14 protein-coding genes are annotated in these 16,032 nt (G+C 67.3%); 7 read left to right on the top strand and 7 right to left on the bottom strand.

The features are described from left to right. Nucleotides 1-977, top strand: a 977-nt coding sequence (locus ER13_RS06350; protein ID WP_035307669.1) for a sorbosone dehydrogenase family protein, incomplete at its 5' end; no start/stop codon positions are given. Nucleotides 978-992: 15 nt separating this feature from the next. Here the strand turns inward: ER13_RS06350 and ER13_RS06345 are convergent. Both ER13_RS06345 and ER13_RS06340 read right to left on the bottom strand, forming a co-directional pair. After that, nucleotides 993-1,574: an NUDIX domain-containing protein gene (locus ER13_RS06345; protein ID WP_008258858.1), complete on the bottom strand. Its 582-nt coding sequence runs from the start codon at nt 1,572-1,574 to the stop codon at nt 993-995. A gap of 24 nt (nt 1,575-1,598) precedes the next feature. Further along, complete coding sequence (locus tag ER13_RS06340; protein ID WP_008263663.1) at nt 1,599-2,837, bottom strand: argininosuccinate synthase; 1,239 nt, start codon at nt 2,835-2,837, stop codon at nt 1,599-1,601. 319 nt (nt 2,838-3,156) lie between these two features. On the opposite strand from ER13_RS06340, the gene ER13_RS06335 reads away from it, so the two are divergent. The 3 genes from ER13_RS06335 to ER13_RS06325 all read left to right on the top strand — a co-directional run bounded on the left by ER13_RS06335 (nt 3,157) and on the right by ER13_RS06325 (nt 9,534). Continuing rightward, nucleotides 3,157-5,886, top strand: a complete 2,730-nt coding sequence (locus ER13_RS06335) for a pitrilysin family protein (RefSeq protein WP_231492490.1) — start codon at nt 3,157-3,159, stop codon at nt 5,884-5,886. Nucleotides 5,887-6,345: 459 nt separating this feature from the next. After that, entirely contained in the window at nt 6,346-7,737 is a 1,392-nt protein-coding gene (locus ER13_RS06330; RefSeq protein WP_035307661.1) for an NAD-dependent succinate-semialdehyde dehydrogenase, read from the top strand. 30 nt (nt 7,738-7,767) lie between these two features. Further along, on the top strand, nt 7,768-9,534 hold the full coding sequence (locus ER13_RS06325) for an oleate hydratase (RefSeq protein ID WP_035307659.1): 1,767 nt from the start codon (nt 7,768-7,770) through the stop codon (nt 9,532-9,534). Nucleotides 9,535-9,706: 172 nt separating this feature from the next. Here ER13_RS06325 and yihA read toward each other — a convergent pair whose 3' ends face one another. The 4 genes from yihA to rpmH are packed head-to-tail and all read right to left on the bottom strand — an operon-like array spanning nt 9,707 to nt 12,721. After that, nucleotides 9,707-10,360 carry a ribosome biogenesis GTP-binding protein YihA/YsxC gene (gene yihA / locus ER13_RS06320; RefSeq protein WP_008261159.1) on the bottom strand — a complete coding sequence of 218 codons (654 nt, stop codon included), beginning with the start codon at nt 10,358-10,360 and terminating at the stop codon, nt 9,707-9,709. Further along, nucleotides 10,357-12,156 (bottom strand): membrane protein insertase YidC, encoded by a 1,800-nt coding sequence (yidC, locus tag ER13_RS06315; protein ID WP_008264320.1) that lies wholly within the window; start codon nt 12,154-12,156, stop codon nt 10,357-10,359. The genes yihA and yidC overlap by 4 nt, the downstream gene beginning before the upstream one ends. Further along, nucleotides 12,153-12,557: a ribonuclease P protein component gene (gene rnpA, locus ER13_RS06310; RefSeq protein WP_008262129.1), complete on the bottom strand. Its 405-nt coding sequence runs from the start codon at nt 12,555-12,557 to the stop codon at nt 12,153-12,155. Before rnpA ends, yidC begins: the two co-directional genes overlap by 4 nt. 29 nt (nt 12,558-12,586) lie before the next feature. Further along, on the bottom strand, nt 12,587-12,721 hold the full coding sequence (rpmH, locus tag ER13_RS06305; RefSeq protein ID WP_003164000.1) for a 50S ribosomal protein L34: 135 nt from the start codon (nt 12,719-12,721) through the stop codon (nt 12,587-12,589). 126 nt (nt 12,722-12,847) lie between these two features. On the opposite strand from rpmH, the gene ER13_RS06300 reads away from it, so the two are divergent. Together ER13_RS06300 and ER13_RS06295 are read left to right on the top strand one after the other, a co-directional pair. Further along, entirely contained in the window at nt 12,848-13,597 is a 750-nt protein-coding gene (locus ER13_RS06300) for a TVP38/TMEM64 family protein (RefSeq protein ID WP_008261615.1), read from the top strand. Further along, on the top strand, nt 13,594-15,078 hold the full coding sequence (locus ER13_RS06295; protein ID WP_052004926.1) for a sensor histidine kinase: 1,485 nt from the start codon (nt 13,594-13,596) through the stop codon (nt 15,076-15,078). The genes ER13_RS06300 and ER13_RS06295 overlap by 4 nt, the downstream gene beginning before the upstream one ends. 17 nt (nt 15,079-15,095) lie before the next feature. Here ER13_RS06295 and ER13_RS06290 read toward each other — a convergent pair whose 3' ends face one another. After that, on the bottom strand, nt 15,096-15,359 hold the full coding sequence (locus tag ER13_RS06290) for a hypothetical protein (protein WP_008261527.1): 264 nt from the start codon (nt 15,357-15,359) through the stop codon (nt 15,096-15,098). A 154-nt stretch (nt 15,360-15,513) separates the two neighbouring features. Here ER13_RS06290 and ER13_RS06285 point away from each other — a divergent pair, with 154 nt between their 5' ends. Further along, nucleotides 15,514-16,032, top strand: coding sequence for a hypothetical protein (locus tag ER13_RS06285; RefSeq protein ID WP_035307657.1), 519 nt, complete (start codon nt 15,514-15,516; stop codon nt 16,030-16,032).

The following is a 16,032-nucleotide window of genomic DNA, read 5'->3' as shown; positions in this document are numbered from 1 at the left end:
GGCTGTCCATGCCGCACACGGTGGCGCGGGGCCCGGACGGACGGATCTATGTGTCCGAGATGAACCGCATCCTGACCCTGGACCCCGAGGCGGCCGATCCGGCGGCGACGGTGCGGACCGTGATCGGCGACCTGCCGGACAACCGGCTGCACGACAATCGCCACCCCCTGTCCAGCTTCGTCTTCGACGGCGACGGCGCTCTGCTGGTCAATGTGGGAGCGCCCAGCGACCGTTGCCTGGACGCGCGGGGGCGGGCGCGCGCCAATGGCTCAGGCGGATGCGCCGACAGCGCCGAAACGGCCCAGGTGCGGCGCCACGCCTATCTGGGCGACGGACGGTGGGCGCAGGACAGCACCGTCTTCGCCTCGGGCCTGCGCAACTCCATCGCCCTGGTGCGGCATCGGTCAGGGACGATCCTTCAGGGCGAGAACTCCGTCGACCTGACCACGCCCGACCATCCCTATGACGAGATCAACGTCCTGCGTCAGGGCGGCCATTACGGCTGGCCCTATTGCGTGGATCTGACGACGCCCCTGCCGGGCTGGAGCGCGGCCCAGGCCCGCTGCGACCGGCGCGACCGGCCGGTCGCCCTCTTGCCGCCGCACGCCGCGCCGCTGGACCTGATCTATTACGAAGGGGCGATGTTTCCCGAACTGCGCGGCCGGCTGTTGATGAGCTGGCACGGCTATCGTCGCGCCGCTGGACGGATCGTGGCGGCGGAGACCGACGCGCAAGGCCGTCCCCTGACCGACATCGGCGGACGCTACGCCATCTACCCGCGCGGCGCCCTGCCCTATCCGGCCGGCGCGCCCAGCGTGCGCGGCAAGGTGCTGACGCCGGGTTGGGACGCGGTCGCGGGTCGCCAGCCGCGCGGCTCGCCCGTGGTTCTGGCGGTCGCCGCCGACGGATCGATCTGGGTCACGGACGACCGCAGCCGGGCGATCCTCAGAATCGCCCGGTCGGAGATCGCCGACTAGGCCGAAACCGGGTGCCTACTTCGGAAGCGTCAAAGCCAGATGCTGCAACAGCATGATGGTCTTGGCGTCGCGGATGCGGCCGTCGGCGATCATGGCCAGGGCCTCGTCCAGCGTTGGCTCCAGCACCTCGATGTCCTCGCCCTCGTCCGGATGGCCGCCGCCGTCGCCGATCTTCATCGACGGATCGTACTCGGCGACGAAGAAGTGCAGGATTTCGGTGACGGAGCCGGGGCTCATGAAGGCCTCGAACACCTTGCGCACCGCGCCGAGCCGATAGCCCAGCTCTTCCTCGACCTCGGCGCGGATCCGCACCTCGGGCTCGGCGTCGTCCAGCAGGCCGGCCGCCGCCTCGATCAGCAGGTCGTCATAGCCGTTCAGATAGGCCGGCAACCGGAACTGCCGCACCAGCAGCACGGTGCGCGCCGCCGGATTATAGGGCAGCAGCACCGCCCCATTGCCCCGGTCGTAGTGTTCCCGCTCCTGGGTCTGCCAGCGTCCGTCGCGCCGTTTCCAGTCGAACCGGGTCGTCTTCAGCACATACCAGTTGTCCGAGAGAAGCCGGGTCTCGTGGATCCTGAGACGGTCCTTGACGGTCATCGGCTTGCCTCGGGCGGTCTGGCGCTAGGCCTTGCGGGCGTCACGCTTGGCCAGGACGCGCAGGCGGAGCGCATTCAGCTTGATGAAGCCGGCCGCGTCCTTGTGGTCATAGGCCTGGACGCCTTCCTCGAAGGTGACGAGGTCCTGATCATACAGGCTGTAGGGGCTCTCGCGGCCGATGACCGAGACATTGCCCTTGTACAGCTTGACCTTGACCGTGCCCGAGACTTTCTCCTGGCTCTTGTCGATGGCGGCCTGCAGCATCTCGCGCTCGGGCGAGAACCAGAAGCCGTTGTAGATCAGCTCGGCGTATTTCGGCATCAGCTGGTCCTTCAGGTGCATGGAGCCGCCGTCCAGGGTGATGCTTTCGATGCCGCGGTGGGCCGCGATCAGGATGGTCCCGCCGGGGGTCTCATAGACGCCGCGCGACTTCATGCCGACGAAACGGTTCTCGACCAGGTCCAGACGGCCGATGCCGTTGTCGTGGCCGTACTGGTTCAGGGCGGTCAGGATCGTGGCCGGGCTCATGGCCTCGCCGTTGATCGAGACGGCGTCGCCCTTCTCGAAACCGATCTCGATGACGGTCGCCACGTCCGGCGCGTCCTCGGGCGAGATGGTGCGCTGGTGGACGAACTCGGGGGCCTCGACCGCCGGGTCTTCCAGCACCTTGCCCTCGGAGGACGAGTGCAGAAGGTTGGCGTCGACCGAGAAGGGCGCTTCGCCGCGCTTATCCTTGGCGATCGGGATCTGGTTCTTCTCGGCGAAGTCCAGCAGGGCCTCGCGGCTGCGGAACTCCCACTCGCGCCAGGGGGCGATGACGCGGATGTCCGGTTCCAGGGCGTAGTAGCCCAGCTCGAACCGGACCTGGTCGTTGCCCTTGCCGGTCGCGCCGTGACAGACGGCGTCGGCGCCGACCTGGCGGGCGATCTCGATCTGGCGCTTGGAGATCAGCGGGCGGGCGATGGAGGTGCCCAGCAGATAGTCGCCTTCATATTGGGCGTTGGCGCGGAACATCGGGAAGACGAAGTCGCGCACGAACTCTTCGCGCAGGTCGTCGATGAAGATGTTCTCGGGCTTGATGCCCAGCTTCAGCGCCTTCTCGCGCGCCGGGCCCAGCTCCTCGCCCTGGCCCAGGTCGGCGGTGAAGGTCACGACCTCGGCGTTATATTCGGTCTGGAGCCATTTCAGGATGATCGAGGTGTCCAGCCCGCCCGAATAGGCGAGGACGACTTTCTTCACGGGCTTGTCGGCGGGGGCGGACATGGCGGCTCTTTCGATAAACTCGGCAGCAGGGATCGGGGAGTTGAGGCGCGCATAAGACCGGGGGTCCGGGGATGCAACCTTTTCCGGGGCTGAGGCGGGCGAACATGAAGCTTTGTTCATGTTCAAGGGGTCGCGTTGCCAGCAGATCGACCGTCGTTATGGTCCGATCCAGCTGCAATCAAGGATGTCATCCCATGCGTCGTGCCGGTTCTCTTGTCGCCGCGGCCGCCCTGCTGGCGGTCTCCAACCCGGTCTGGGCCTCCGTCGCGCCCGCCCAGACTCCCTCTCAGGCCTCCGCCCCCGCCTTCCAGGCCGCGCGGTGTCCGAACTGGTCGCCGAAGTCGATATTCCCTACACCAAATTCACCCTCGACAACGGCCTGACCGTCCTGGTCCACGAGGATCACAAGGCCCCGGTCGTGGCCGTGTCCGTCTGGTACAATGTCGGCTCCAAGGACGAACCGGCCGGCAAGACCGGCTTCGCCCACCTGTTCGAACACCTGATGTTCGGCGGCTCCGAGAATGCGCCGGGCAGCTATTTCACCCCGATGCGCAACATGGGCGCGACGGACATGAACGGGACCACCTGGTTCGACCGCACCAACTATTTCGAGACCGTTCCGACCCCGGCGCTGGAACAGGCCCTGTTCATGGAAAGCGACCGCATGGGCTATATGCTGGGCGCCATCACCCAGGAGACGCTCGATCTGCAGCGCGGCGTCGTTCAGAACGAGAAGCGCCAGGGCGACAACCAGCCCTACGGCCTGAACGAGTACAAGCAGCTGGAGGCCCTGTTCCCGGAAGGCCACCCCTATCGCCACTCGACCATCGGTTCGATGGCCGACCTGGACGCGGCGTCGATGGAGACGGTGCGCGACTGGTTCCGCTCCAACTATGGTCCCAACAACTCCGTCCTGGTCCTGGCCGGCGACATCACGCCCGCGAAGGCGCGTGAACTGACCGAGAAATATTTCGGCCCCATCCCGCGCGGTCCGGTCAACACCCCGGCCCAGGCCTCCGTCCCGACCCTGGCCGCGCCGATCGCCGAGACCACCCAGGACCGCGTCTCCAACGCCCGGATCCAGATCAGCTGGGCCGTGCCCGGCATGCTGGATGCGGACGCCGTGCCCCTCAGCGTCGGCGCCTCGGTGCTGGGCGGCCTGGCCAGCTCGCGCCTGGACAACGAACTGGTGCGTGGCGAGCAGAGCGCCGTCTCGGTCAGCGCCTCGAACGGCGCCTTCCACCGCGTCGGCATGTTCGACATCACCCTCGATGTGAAACCGGGCCAGGATCCCGCCGCCGTCGAGGCCCGCGCCCGTGAGATCCTGAACGGCCTGATCGCCGACGGCCCGACCGCGGCCGAAGTGGAACGGGTCAAGACCCAGTATGTCTCGCGCACCGTCCAGGGGCTGGAGCAGGTCGGCGGCTTCGGCGGCAAGGCCGTGGCCCTGGCCGAAGGCCAACTCTACGCCGGCGATCCGGAACACTACAAGAAGGAGCTCCAGGCCTATGCGGCGGTGACCCCGGCCCAGGTCCAGGCGGCGATGCAGAAATGGCTGACCCGTCCGGCCTATACGCTGACGACCCTGCCGGGCGAGCGCGAAGCCTATCAGGAGGCGGCCGAGGCGCCGTCGGGGGCCAACCACACCCCCGCCCCGCCGATCGAGCGCGTGGCCCGCATGCCCAAGCCCGAGATCGCCGCCGTCGCCAACGTCGACTTCCCGGCGGTCCAGCGCACCCGCCTGTCGAACGGCGTCGAGGTGGTCTACGCCCAGCGCGACGCGGTGCCGGCGACCAAGATCGCCATCGACTTCAACGCCGGCCTGGCCGCCGACGACGCGTCGAAACTGGGTCTGCAAAGCCTGATGCTGGACCTGATGGACGAGGGCACTCGCACCCTGAATGCGACCCAGCTGGCCGAGGCCCAGGAAACCCTGGGCGCCACCATCTCGACCGGCGCCTCGATGGACCGTTCGGTGGTCCAGCTCTCGGCCGTGACGCCGAACCTGCAGCCGTCGGTGGCCCTGCTGGCCGATGTGGTCAAGAACCCGGCCTTCGCCGCGTCCGAGCTGGAGCGTCTGCGCGCCACCCGCCTGTCGCGCATCGCCGCCGAACGGACCCAGCCGGCCGCCCTGGCCAGCCGCGCCCTGCCGGAACTGATCTACGGCGCGTCCAGCCCCTATGGTCGCCCCTTCAGCGGCAATGGCGATGAAGCCAGCGTCAAGTCGATCACCGAAGCCGACATCCGCGCCGACTACGCCGAATGGATCCGGCCCGACAACGCCAAGATCTTCGTGGTCTCGGACAAGCCCCTGTCGGAGATCACCCCGGTTCTGGAGGCCGAGTTCGGCCGCTGGACCGCCCCGGCCGTCGCCAAGGGCGTGAAGGACTTCTCCGGCTCGATCCCCGCCACCACGTCCAGGATCGTTCTGATCGACCGCCCGCAGTCGCCCCAGTCCTACATCATGGGCGGCGAGGTTCTGGCGGCGCAGGGCACCGACGACCTGCTGGTGTTCAACGCCGCGAACAATGTGCTGGGCAACGACTTCCTGTCGCGCATCAACTCCGACCTGCGCGAGACCAAGGGCTGGTCCTATGGGGTCAACGCCTCGGTCGCCGGCTTCGCCGGACGCGTCCCCTATCTGGTCACCGCCCCGGTCCAGGCCGACCAGACCGGCCCCGCCATCGAAGCCCTGAACCTTCAGTTCAACGACTTCCTTAAGGGCGGCAAGGGCGTGACCCCCACTGAGCTGGAACGCACCGTCAACGGCAACACCCGCCGCCTGGCCGGCAGCTACGAGACCTCGGCCGCCGTCCTGGGCGCCATGCGGACCAATGACCTGCTGGGTCGTCCGGACGACTATCCGGAAACCGTCGCCGCCCGCACCAACGCCCTGACGGCGGCTCAGATGGACGCCGCGGCCAAGGCCGCTCTCGACCCGTCGCGCTTCGTCTGGGTGGTCGTCGGGGACGCCTCGGTGGTCAAGCCGCAGCTCGACGCGCTTGGCCTGCCCGTCGAAGTCCGCTCGGCGGCGCCGGCCGCCCAGTAGGGCGGGCGACAGGCTGAACGATTGAGGCCCGGAGAGCGATCTCCGGGCCTTTCTTTCGTGATCCTCCGGCAAGCCGCGTCTTCGGGGCGCAGGCCGGGGCCCAGCGGCGCGCGTGAGCGAACCAGTCGCGCCTGAAACCAGAAGGCGGAAGCCGACGGGCTGAGCCTTCGCCCATGTCCCCCGGCGGCATTCGAAATGCGCTGCGGAAAGTCGCTGCGAACTGATCTGTGTCAAGGCCGCTCGTACGGCAAGCGCCCACAGCGACGGGGTCGGCGACGACATCGCGCAAGGCGGGCTTCCGTTATGGCCATCAAGATATCGATCCTGAGCGAGACCCGGAACGGCCAAGGCTGGGCTGGGATGACGCCCCCCGCCGGACCGGCGCAGGTCGGCGATCTCCCTCTCGGCGGCTGACGGTCCCTCCGACACATTTGCATCGCATTGAGAAGAGAACCGATCGTGGCCTATCAAACGACAAATCCATTTACGGGCGAAGTGCTCAAGACCTTCCCCGACGCGACGGACGCGGAGGTGTCTCAAGCCATTGAGCACGCGCATGCCGCGTTCCTGGCTTGGCGCGAAACGGCTTTCACCGAGCGCGCCAGAGTGATGCGGAACGCCGCCAGCCTCCTGCGACAGGACGTCGACGCCTTCGCCGCGATCCTGACCACCGAGATGGGCAAGCTGCTGTCCGAGGCGAAGGCCGAGGTCGAGCTTTCGGCGCAGATTTTCGACTACTACGCCGCCAACGCCGAAAAGCTGCTGGCCGACGAAATCCTGCCCGTCGCCCATCCGGCCGAGGGCGAGGCGCGGGTGACGCACGAACCGCTCGGCGTGCTGCTGTGCATCGAACCCTGGAACTTCCCCTACTATCAGATCGCCCGGATCATCGCGCCGCAACTGTCGGCCGGGAACACCATGCTGCTCAAGCATGCCTCCAACGTCCCCCAAAGCGCCGAGGCTTTCGAGACGCTGATGAAGGCGGCCGGTCTCCCCGAGGGCGCTTTCAAGAACCTGTTCGCCACGCGCTCGCAGATCGAGTTCATCCTCAATGATCCTCGCGTTCAGGGCGTGGCCCTGACCGGTTCGGAAGCCGCCGGATCGGTCGTCGCGGCCCAGGCCGGCAAGGCCTTGAAGAAGTCGACCCTGGAGCTGGGGGGCGCGGACGCCTTTGTCGTTCTGGCCGACGCCGATCTTCAGAAGACCGTCGACTGGGCGGTGTTTGGACGCCACTGGAACGGCGGACAGGTCTGCGTGTCGTCCAAACGGATGATCATCGTCGATGAGATCTATGACGCGTTTCTCGACCTTTACCGCCAGGGCGTGGCGGCCTTGGTCGCAGGAGATCCCTTCGACCCCCAGACCACCCTCGCGCCGCTGTCCTCTCAGGGCGCCGCCAATGAGGTGAAGGAGAAGATCGCCGAAGCGGTCAAGCTGGGCGCCAAGGCGGAAGCCGTTGGACCAGCCGCGCCTGACCGGGGCGCCTTCGTGCAGCCGACCATTCTGACCGAAGTCGGTGACGACAACCCGGCGCGGCACTGGGAGTTTTTCGGGCCGGTCTCAATGCTGTTTCGAGCCAAGGACGAAGCCGACGCCATACGCATCGCCAACGACTCCCCGTTCGGGCTCGGCGGCTCGGTCTTTACCAGCGATCCCGCCCATGGCGCCGAGGTCGCCCGGAAGATTTCCACGGGCATGGTGTTCGTCAACCATCCAACCATGGTCAAGGCCGACCTGCCGTTCGGGGGCGTGCGGCGCTCCGGCTATGGGCGCGAACTCATCGGCTTGGGCATCAAGGAATTCGTCAACCACAAGCTTATCGACGTCGTCGACATAGACGCGCCGTTCTAGCGCACTGAGACCACCGGAAAGGACGTCGCCATGTACTACAGCAGCGGAAATTACGAAGCCTTCGCCAGGCCTCGCAAGCCCGAAGGCATAGAGAACAAGACGGCGTTCTTCGTCGGCTCGGGCCTGGCCAGTCTGGCCGGCGCGGCCTTCCTGATCCGCGACGGGCACATGTCCGGCGACAGGATCACCATCCTTGAACGACTGGCGCTGCCGGGTGGCGCGCTGGACGGGATCAAGGATCCGGAGAAGGGTTTCGTGATCCGCGGCGGTCGCGAGATGGAAGAACACTTCGAGTGCCTCTGGGACCTCTATCGCTCGATCCCCTCGCTTGAGGTCGAGGGGGCCAGCGTGCTCGATGAATTCTACTGGCTGGACAAGGACGACCCGAACTTCTCCCTGCAGCGCGCGACCCAGAACCAGGGCCGGCCCATTGAGGATGTCGCTCTCCTCACCCTGAACGACAGGGCGCAGAAGGACCTCATCACCCTCTTCCTGGCGACCCGCGAGGAGATGGAGAACCGGCGCATCAACGAGGTGATGGGCGAGGACTTCCTGAAGAGCAATTTCTGGCTCTACTGGCGCACGATGTTCGCCTTCGAGGAATGGCACTCGGCGCTGGAGATGAAGCTCTATGTCCACCGCTTCATCCACCACATCGGCGGCCTGGCCGATTTCAGCGCCCTGAAGTTCACCCGCCACAATCAGTATGAATCGCTGGTGGAGCCGCTTTACAAGTGGCTGACGGATCACGGCGTCACGTTCCGATACGGCGTGGAGGTCACCGACGTCGACTTCGACATCACGCCCGGGCGTAAACAGGCCACCCGCATCCACTGGCTGCAGGACGGCGCGGTCGGCGGCGTGGATCTTGGCCCCGACGATCTGGTCTTCATGACCATCGGCTCCCTGACCGAGAACTCCGATAATGGCGACCATCACACGCCCGCCCGGCTGAACGAGGGTCCCGCTCCGGCCTGGGATCTCTGGCGCAATATCGCCGCCAAGGACCCCGCCTTCGGTCGCCCGGACGTCTTCGGCGCCCATATCGCCCAGACCAAGTGGGAATCGGCGACGATCACGACGCTGGACCCCCGCATCCCCGCCTACATCCAGAAGATCGCCAAACGCGACCCATTCAGCGGCACGGTCGTCACCGGCGGCATCGTCACCGTCAAGGATTCCAGCTGGTTGATGAGCTGGACCGTCAGCCGCCACCCGCACTTCAAGCAACAGCCGAAAGACCAGGTGGTCATCTGGGTCTATTCGCTGTTCGTCGACACCCCCGGGGATTTCGTCAAGAAGCCGATGCAGGACTGCACGGGCGAGGAAATCACCCAGGAATTGCTCTATCACCTCGGCGTGCCGGTCGAGGACATCGCCGACCTGGCCGCGACAGGCGCCAGGGCCGTGCCGGTGATGATGCCCTACATCACGGCCTTCTTCATGCCGCGGCAGGCGGGGGATCGTCCGGACGTCGTGCCCCAGGGCGCGGTCAATTTCGCCTTCATCGGACAGTTCGCCGAGTCGGCCGAGCGCGACTGCATCTTCACCACCGAATATTCGGTGCGCACGCCGATGGAGGCTGTCTATACGCTGCTGAATGTGGAGCGCGGCGTTCCCGAGGTCTTCAACTCGACCTATGACGTGCGCAAGCTGCTGGCCGCCGTCGGGCACGTTCGTGACGGCAAGGCCCTCGATATTCCCGGACCGGCGTTCATCCGCGATTTTCTGCTGAAGAGGATCGACGCCACCGAGGTCGGCGAGCTTCTTCGGGACGCGCATCTGATTTCACAGTGAGGCAGGCCCCGGCCTCGCCCCTGGCGTCGCGCCAGGGGCGAGGCTTGCGATCGCCGACATGAATATCCGCTTGGGGTCTTGCGCAGCCCTCGACGCAGGCGCCGACGCCGGACTTTTCACCGCCTGGCCTTGCCGATCCCGGTGGATTGCCGCCGGAGGATGACGACCGGCGTCAGTCGATCGTCGCGCCGGTGGTGCGCATGATCTCGGCGCGCAGTTCGGGCAGGCCCAGGCCCTTTTCCGACGAGGTCAGGGCCACGACCGGGAAGGCGGCGGGGCGTTTGGAGATGGCCTTCAGCGTCGCTTCCTGAACGGCCTCGCCTTCGCCCTTCTTCAGCTTGTCGGCCTTGGTCAGGACGATCTGATAGCTGACGGCGGCGAGGTCTAGGGCGTCCAGCGCCTCCTTGTCCACGCTCTTCAGGCCGTGGCGGCTGTCGATCAGCAGATAGACCCGCTTCAGCGTCACCCGCCCGCGCAGATAGTCGCGACCCAGGTCCTGGAACTTGCGCACCGTCGTCTTGGAAGCCTTGGCCCAGCCGTAGCCGGGCAGGTCGACCAGACGCATCCGGCCGTCCAGGTCGAAGAAATTGACCTCGCGCGTCCGCCCCGGCTCGTTCGAGGCGCGGGCCAGCTTGTGCATGCCGACCAGGCCGTTGATCAGGCTGGACTTGCCGACGTTCGAGCGGCCGGCGAAGGCGATCTCGGGCAGGTCGGGATCGGGCAGTTGCTCGATCTTGGCGGCGCCCATGATGAAGGTCGCCGGCCGCGCGAACAGGATCCGCGCGGCCTCGATCTCTTCGGGGGTGAACTCGGTTTCGTCGATCACGCGGCCTTCGTCTTCCGGATGCGCGCGATGAAGTCGTCGATCGGGTTCTCGGCCTTGTAGCGGTGCATGATGTAATACTGCTGCAGGATGGTCAGGATGTTCGACCAGGCCCAGTAGACCAGCAGGCCCGCCGCGAAGGGCGCCATGATGAAGGTGAAGACCAGCGGCATGAACTGGAAGATCTGGCGCTGGACCGGATCGGCCGCCGGCGGGTTCATCGCCGTCTGCAGCCACATGGTCAGGCCATAGGCCACCGCCAGAAGACCGATGCCCAGCGGCCCGACCAGCAGCCCGCCCAGCAGGGGCAGGGTCGCCGGATTCCAGGGGATCAGACCGAACAGGTTCCACACCACCGAGGGGTCACGCGCCGACAGGTCGTGGATGAAGCCCAGGAAGGGCTGGTGACGCATTTCGATGGTGACGGTCAGCACCTTGTACAGGGCGTAGAAGACCGGGATCTGCAGCACGAGGGGAAGACAGCCGGCGACCGGATTGATCTTCTCCTTCTGGTACAGGGCCATCGTCTCCTGCTGCTGCTTCTGCGGGTCGTCTTTGAACTTCTTCTTGATCTCCTCCATCTTGGGCTGGAGGTTCCGCATCTTGGACATGCTGGCGTAGGCGTTGTTGGCCAGCGGGAACATCACCAGCTTGACGATGACGGTCAGGGCCAGGATGGCGACGCCGAAGCTGCCGACCAGGCCATAGACGTTCTCCAGGATCCAGAAGATCGGGCGCGTCAGGAACCAGAACATGCCCCAGTCGATCGCATAGACGAAACGCGGCAGGTGCAGGGTCTCTTCATAGGTCTTCAGCACCTCGGCCCGCTTGACGCCGGCGAACAGGCGCTGGGTCTCGGTCGCGGTTCCGCCGGGCTGGATGGTGCGGGCCGCGCCCAGGATATTGGCTTCCAGCTGCTGGCCGCCGTTGACGTCGCGGACGCGGAATTCGGTCTCGACCGCCTCGTTCTGCTGGGGCAGCAGGGCCGCCAGCCAGTATTTGTCGGTGATGCCCAGCCAGCCGCCGGTCGAGGCGTTCTCGATGCGGGGCTCCTTCAGCCAGTCCTTGTACTTCTTCTGCTCGGTCCGATAGTCGCCCGGCTTGCCGAAGGTGCCGATGGCGCCCTCGTGGACGATATGGGACGAACCGGCCAGCGGCGGCACGCCCTGACGCTGGACGCTGCCGTAGGGGGCGATGGTGATGGACTGGGTTCCCAGGTTCTGGACCGTGTCCAGGATCGAGAAGACATAGCGGTCGTCGACCGACACCAGGCGGGTGAAGCGCAGGCCCTGGCCGTTGTCCCAGGTCAGGGTGACGGGCGTCGTCGGGGTCAGGGTCGAACCGGCGGTCAGGCGCCAGACGGTGTTGGGTCCGGGAACCCCGCCGACCACATTGGGGCCGGTCCAGCCGAACTGGGCGAAATAGGCGTTCTGCATGCCCTGCGGGCGGAACAGTTCGACCGGCTCGGGCTTGTCCTGCGTCTCCTTGTAGTCGGTCAGGAACAGGTCGTCGATGCGGCCGCCCTGCAAGGACAGCGAGCCCTTCAGGGTGCCGGACTGGATCGGCACGCGCGCGGCCGTGCTCAGCGCCTGGCTGCGGTCGGTCACGAAGGTCGGCCCCTGCGGGCTCAGCGCCGTGCGGGCGGCGTTCTCGGCCGTCTGGGACTGTTCAGCCTGGGCTTGCTGCTGGACGGCGCGGCGCTCGGCCTGCGGCCGCAGCACGGCGAACCAGTAGACCCCCAGGATCAGGGCCGAGCACACGATGAAGATGATCGTGTTGCGCGAGTTCTCGTTTGTCATGGATTCGGGCGGTCCTGGCCGGAGGGGGCGCGGGCGGGCGAAGGCCGATCAGCCTTCGGTGTCGCCAGCCTTGTAAGCGTCGATTTCACGTCGTCAAGCAGACGGTCCCACGCGCGCTCGGTCGTGCCCATGCGGGCGATGAAGACATAGTCGCTCCCGGGCAGGCCATGAACGGGCAACATGGCCCGCGCCGCCTCGCGCAGACGGCGTTTGGCGCGGTTGCGCACCACGGCGCCGCCGATCTTGCGGGTGGCGGTGAACCCCACGCCGATATGCGGCGATCCGTCGCCGCGTTCCAGCCTCTGGATCACCACGCCGCCGCGCGCCTCGGAAACGCCTTTGGCGGCCGCCAGGAACTGGGGCCGCCGCAACAGACGTTTGATCTGTAAAGGGTCGCTCATGCGTCCTTGGCTCCGGACGCGAGAGCCGCTTACGCCGTCAGGCGCTTGCGGCCCTTGGCGCGACGGCGCGCAACAATCTTCTGGCCGTTCTTGGTGGCCATCCGGCTGCGGAAGCCGTGACGGCGCTTGCGCACGAGTCGCGACGGCTGATAGGTCCGCTTCACGGTCGGCTCCTGACGTTAAAAGGTTGGGCGACGGGGCAAGAGGCGTCCGTCGCAGGAAGGGCGGGCGTATAAGTCGCATGACCGCGCGAGTCAACGCTCGGTCGGCAATTCGGGAATGACGAGCGTATGGCGAAACGAACGGCGAAGGACTGGGCCCTGCGGTTGGCGCCGCTGGCGGTCATCGCCGGCCTGGTGGTCGTTTTCTTCGCCCTGGGCTGGAACCGCTATCTGTCGATGGATCTGATCCGCGAGCACGGGCTGAACCTTCGGGCCTATGCCCAGGCCCATTGGTGGATCGCCCTGGCCGCCTTCGTCGCCGTCTACGCCGTGGCCACCGCCTCGACCATTCCCGGCCCGGTCTTCCTGACCCTGCTGGGCGGGATGATGTTCGGCCCCTATGTGGGCGCCCTGGCCCAGGCCAGCGGGGCCACCATAGGCTCGGTCGTCATCTATTCCGTCTATCGCACCTCGATCGGCACCTGGCTGCGCGCCAAGTTCGAGGCCGACGCCGGCTTCATGGATCGGGTGGCCAAGGGGATCGACCGCAACGCCTTCACCACCCTGTTCACCCTGCGCGTGATCCCCAGCGTGCCCTTCGTCCTGGTCAACGCCACGGCGGGCATGATGGCGGTGCCGCTGCGGCCCTATGTGATCGCCACCTTCATCGGCCTGCTGCCGTCGACCTTCATCTACACCTGGATCGGATCGCAACTGGGCGGCCTGCTGCGGGCCGGGGTGCGCCCGGATCTGCCGATGCTGCTTCACCAGTTCTTCTGGCCGCTGATGGGGGTGGCCTTCCTGTCCCTGCTGTTGCCCATCGGCATCAAACTGATCCAGATGGTCCGCGCCCGACGTGCGGAGACCGCCCCGACATGAGCCCCCTGTTCGACAAGGCGGCGACGGTGCTGAAACTGTCGCCCGAGGCGGTGGAGACCTGGCGCGAGCGCTTGCGGCCCCGCGCGCCGGACGGCCTGTCGGCGCGGCTGCTGCTGCTGACCGTGGCCTTCACCCTGGCGGTCGAGGCCCTGATCATGGGGCCCAACCTGGCCGCCTTCCACGAGCGCTGGCTGCGTGACCGGCTGCAGGCGGCCGAACTGGCCTCGGTCGGGGTCGAGGCCCTGCCCTATAGCGCGGTCGAGGACGACACGGCGGCCGAGCTGATGCGGATCGGCGGCGTCCAGGCCGTGGCCCTGACCGAACAGGGGGTGCGGCGGCTGCTGCTCCAGGCCCCCAATCTGCCGCGGGCCCCCGAACTGATCGACCTGCGCCAGCAGAACAGCTGGGCGCGGCTGACCGACCCCTGGCGCACCCTGTTCGGCCATCCGGACCGGTCGCTGCGGGTCCAGGCCAAGCCGCGCTATCGCTCGGGCGACTTCATCGAGATCGTCACCCCGGCCCAGCCGTTGAAGCTGGAACTGAAATCCTTCCTGCTGAACAGTCTTCTGGTGTCGCTGCTGGTCTCGGTGACGGCGGGCGCCCTGCTGTATGGCGGCCTGGCCCTGCTGGTGCTGCGCCCCCTGCGGCGCGTCACCCGGTCGATGGAGCGGTTCGCCGCCGATCCCGAGAGCGAGGCCGAGCCCCCCTCCGACCGGCATGACGAGATCGGCCGGGTCGAGCGCGAACTGTCGCGGATGCAGGAGGAGGTGCGTCAGTCCCTGCGCTCGCGCGCCCGTCTGGTCGCCCTGGGCGAGGCGGTGGCCAAGATCAACCACGACCTGCGCAACATGCTGACCTCGGCCCAGATGGCGTCGGAGCGGCTGGCCACCTCGGCCGACCCCCAGGTGGCCAAGGCCCTGCCCCGGCTGGAGCGGGCGCTGAGCCGCGCCGCCGGTTTGTCGCGCAATGTGCTGGAGTATGGCCGCAGCGAGGAGCCGGCGCCCCAGAAGACCCGCGTGGTCCTGACCAAGGCCCTGACCGTGGCGGCCGAGGACGCGGGGCTGGAGCCGGACGGCGTGCGGCTGGTCAAGCAACTGCCCGCCCGGTTCGCGGTCGAGGCCGACCCGGACCAGCTCTATCGCATACTGGTCAATCTGATGCGCAACGCCCGCCAGGCCATCGAGGCCGACGGGGGACGTCCGCCGGAGCGGCGCGGCCGGGGGGCCGTCACCGTCAGCGCCTTCGGCGAGGACGGGGTCTGCGTGGTCCGCATCGCCGATGACGGGCCGGGCATTCCGCCGCGTCTGGCCGAGCGTCTGTTCGAACCCTTCGTCAGCTCCAAGAGCTCGGACGGATCGGGCCTGGGCCTGACCATATCGCGCGAACTGGCGGCCCTGCACGGCGGCGACCTGAGGCTGGTCCCCGGCGAAGGCGCCAATGAGGGAAGCGGGGCGGTGTTCGAGCTGCGCCTGCCCGCCTAGAGCTTCAGATCCGGCGCCTATTCCAGACCGTCGTCCGAGACGATGAAGGCGCGGTTCGCCGCCTTGGCCTGGGCCGCCAGTTCATCCTGCACCAGATGCCAGCGCCGCAGCCGCTCATAGTCGATGGCGTGCTCGGGCGAGGCGTCCAGCCAGTGGCGGAAATCCTCGATCTGCAGCCGCGCGTTCGGCGCGGCCGGATCGGGCAGGGCGGGTACGTTCGGCAGTTGACGCGCGACGTCGGCGGGGATCGGATAGTCTCCGGACGAGGTGCTTAGGATCATGAGGTCTGCTCGGTGTCGGGCTGGGCGATCGGAACGACCGCGACCATGACGTGAAGCGGCGCCGCGCGCCACCTTTTCGTCACGACTGCGTTATGGCGGATCGACGCCGTTACGGCGAAGGTCGGGCGACGAGCCTTGAGCGAAGGATAGCTGCATGACCATCCGAATGTCCCTGTTCGGCGCCCTGCTGGCGACGATCGCCCTGACCGGCGCGGCTCAGGCCCGGACGGCGCCGCAGACGGCCCCGGATCCCTATAGCGCGCCGGACCCCTATCGCGATCAGCGCGCCCTGCCCGACCCCCAGGACCCCGCCGCGCACGAGGCGCTGCTGCGGGCGAAGGGCGAAGCCTACCACCGGGCTGAGGATTCCAGACAGACCGAGGAAGAATTGCGTCTCACCCGAGCGCTGAACGACGAGATCGCCGCCCAGAACGCCCTGGCCGACAAGGCGGACGAGGCCGCCCGGCTGGACTATGACGCCGCCGTGGCCCGTCATCAGATCGAGGTGCGTCAAGCCGAGGAACAGGCGCGAGCCGCGGCCGAGGCGACCCGGGCGGCCCAGGACCAGTACGACCGCGACTATGCGGCCTGGCGCGAACAGGTGCGGCTGTGCCAGTCGGGCTTCCGCGAGGCCTGCACGGCCCGACCCGCCTGGGTCAGGCCGCAGCCGTAG

Origin of the sequence: Brevundimonas sp. EAKA, from assembly GCF_000698025.1 — a bacterium.
Lineage (GTDB): Bacteria > Pseudomonadota > Alphaproteobacteria > Caulobacterales > Caulobacteraceae > Brevundimonas > Brevundimonas mediterranea_A.
Note: the sequence above shows the minus strand (reverse complement) of the source record. Positions and strands in the feature narration are given on the sequence as shown.

Bases quoted from the DNA above. Each gene is read 5' to 3' on its own strand.
- yidC (WP_008264320.1), bottom strand. From the start codon at position 12,156: ATGACAAACGAGAACTCGCGCAACACGATCATCTTCATCGTGTGCTCG.
- ER13_RS06300 (WP_008261615.1), top strand. From the start codon at position 12,848: ATGGCGAAACGAACGGCGAAGGACTGGGCCCTGCGGTTGGCGCCGCTG.
- ER13_RS06325 (WP_035307659.1), top strand. From the start codon at position 7,768: ATGTACTACAGCAGCGGAAATTACGAAGCCTTCGCCAGGCCTCGCAAG.
- ER13_RS06340 (WP_008263663.1), bottom strand. From the start codon at position 2,837: ATGTCCGCCCCCGCCGACAAGCCCGTGAAGAAAGTCGTCCTCGCCTAT.
- rnpA (WP_008262129.1), bottom strand. From the start codon at position 12,557: ATGAGCGACCCTTTACAGATCAAACGTCTGTTGCGGCGGCCCCAGTTC.
- ER13_RS06285 (WP_035307657.1), top strand. From the start codon at position 15,514: ATGACCATCCGAATGTCCCTGTTCGGCGCCCTGCTGGCGACGATCGCC.
- ER13_RS06345 (WP_008258858.1), bottom strand. From the start codon at position 1,574: ATGACCGTCAAGGACCGTCTCAGGATCCACGAGACCCGGCTTCTCTCG.
- ER13_RS06290 (WP_008261527.1), bottom strand. From the start codon at position 15,359: ATGATCCTAAGCACCTCGTCCGGAGACTATCCGATCCCCGCCGACGTC.
- ER13_RS06295 (WP_052004926.1), top strand. From the start codon at position 13,594: ATGAGCCCCCTGTTCGACAAGGCGGCGACGGTGCTGAAACTGTCGCCC.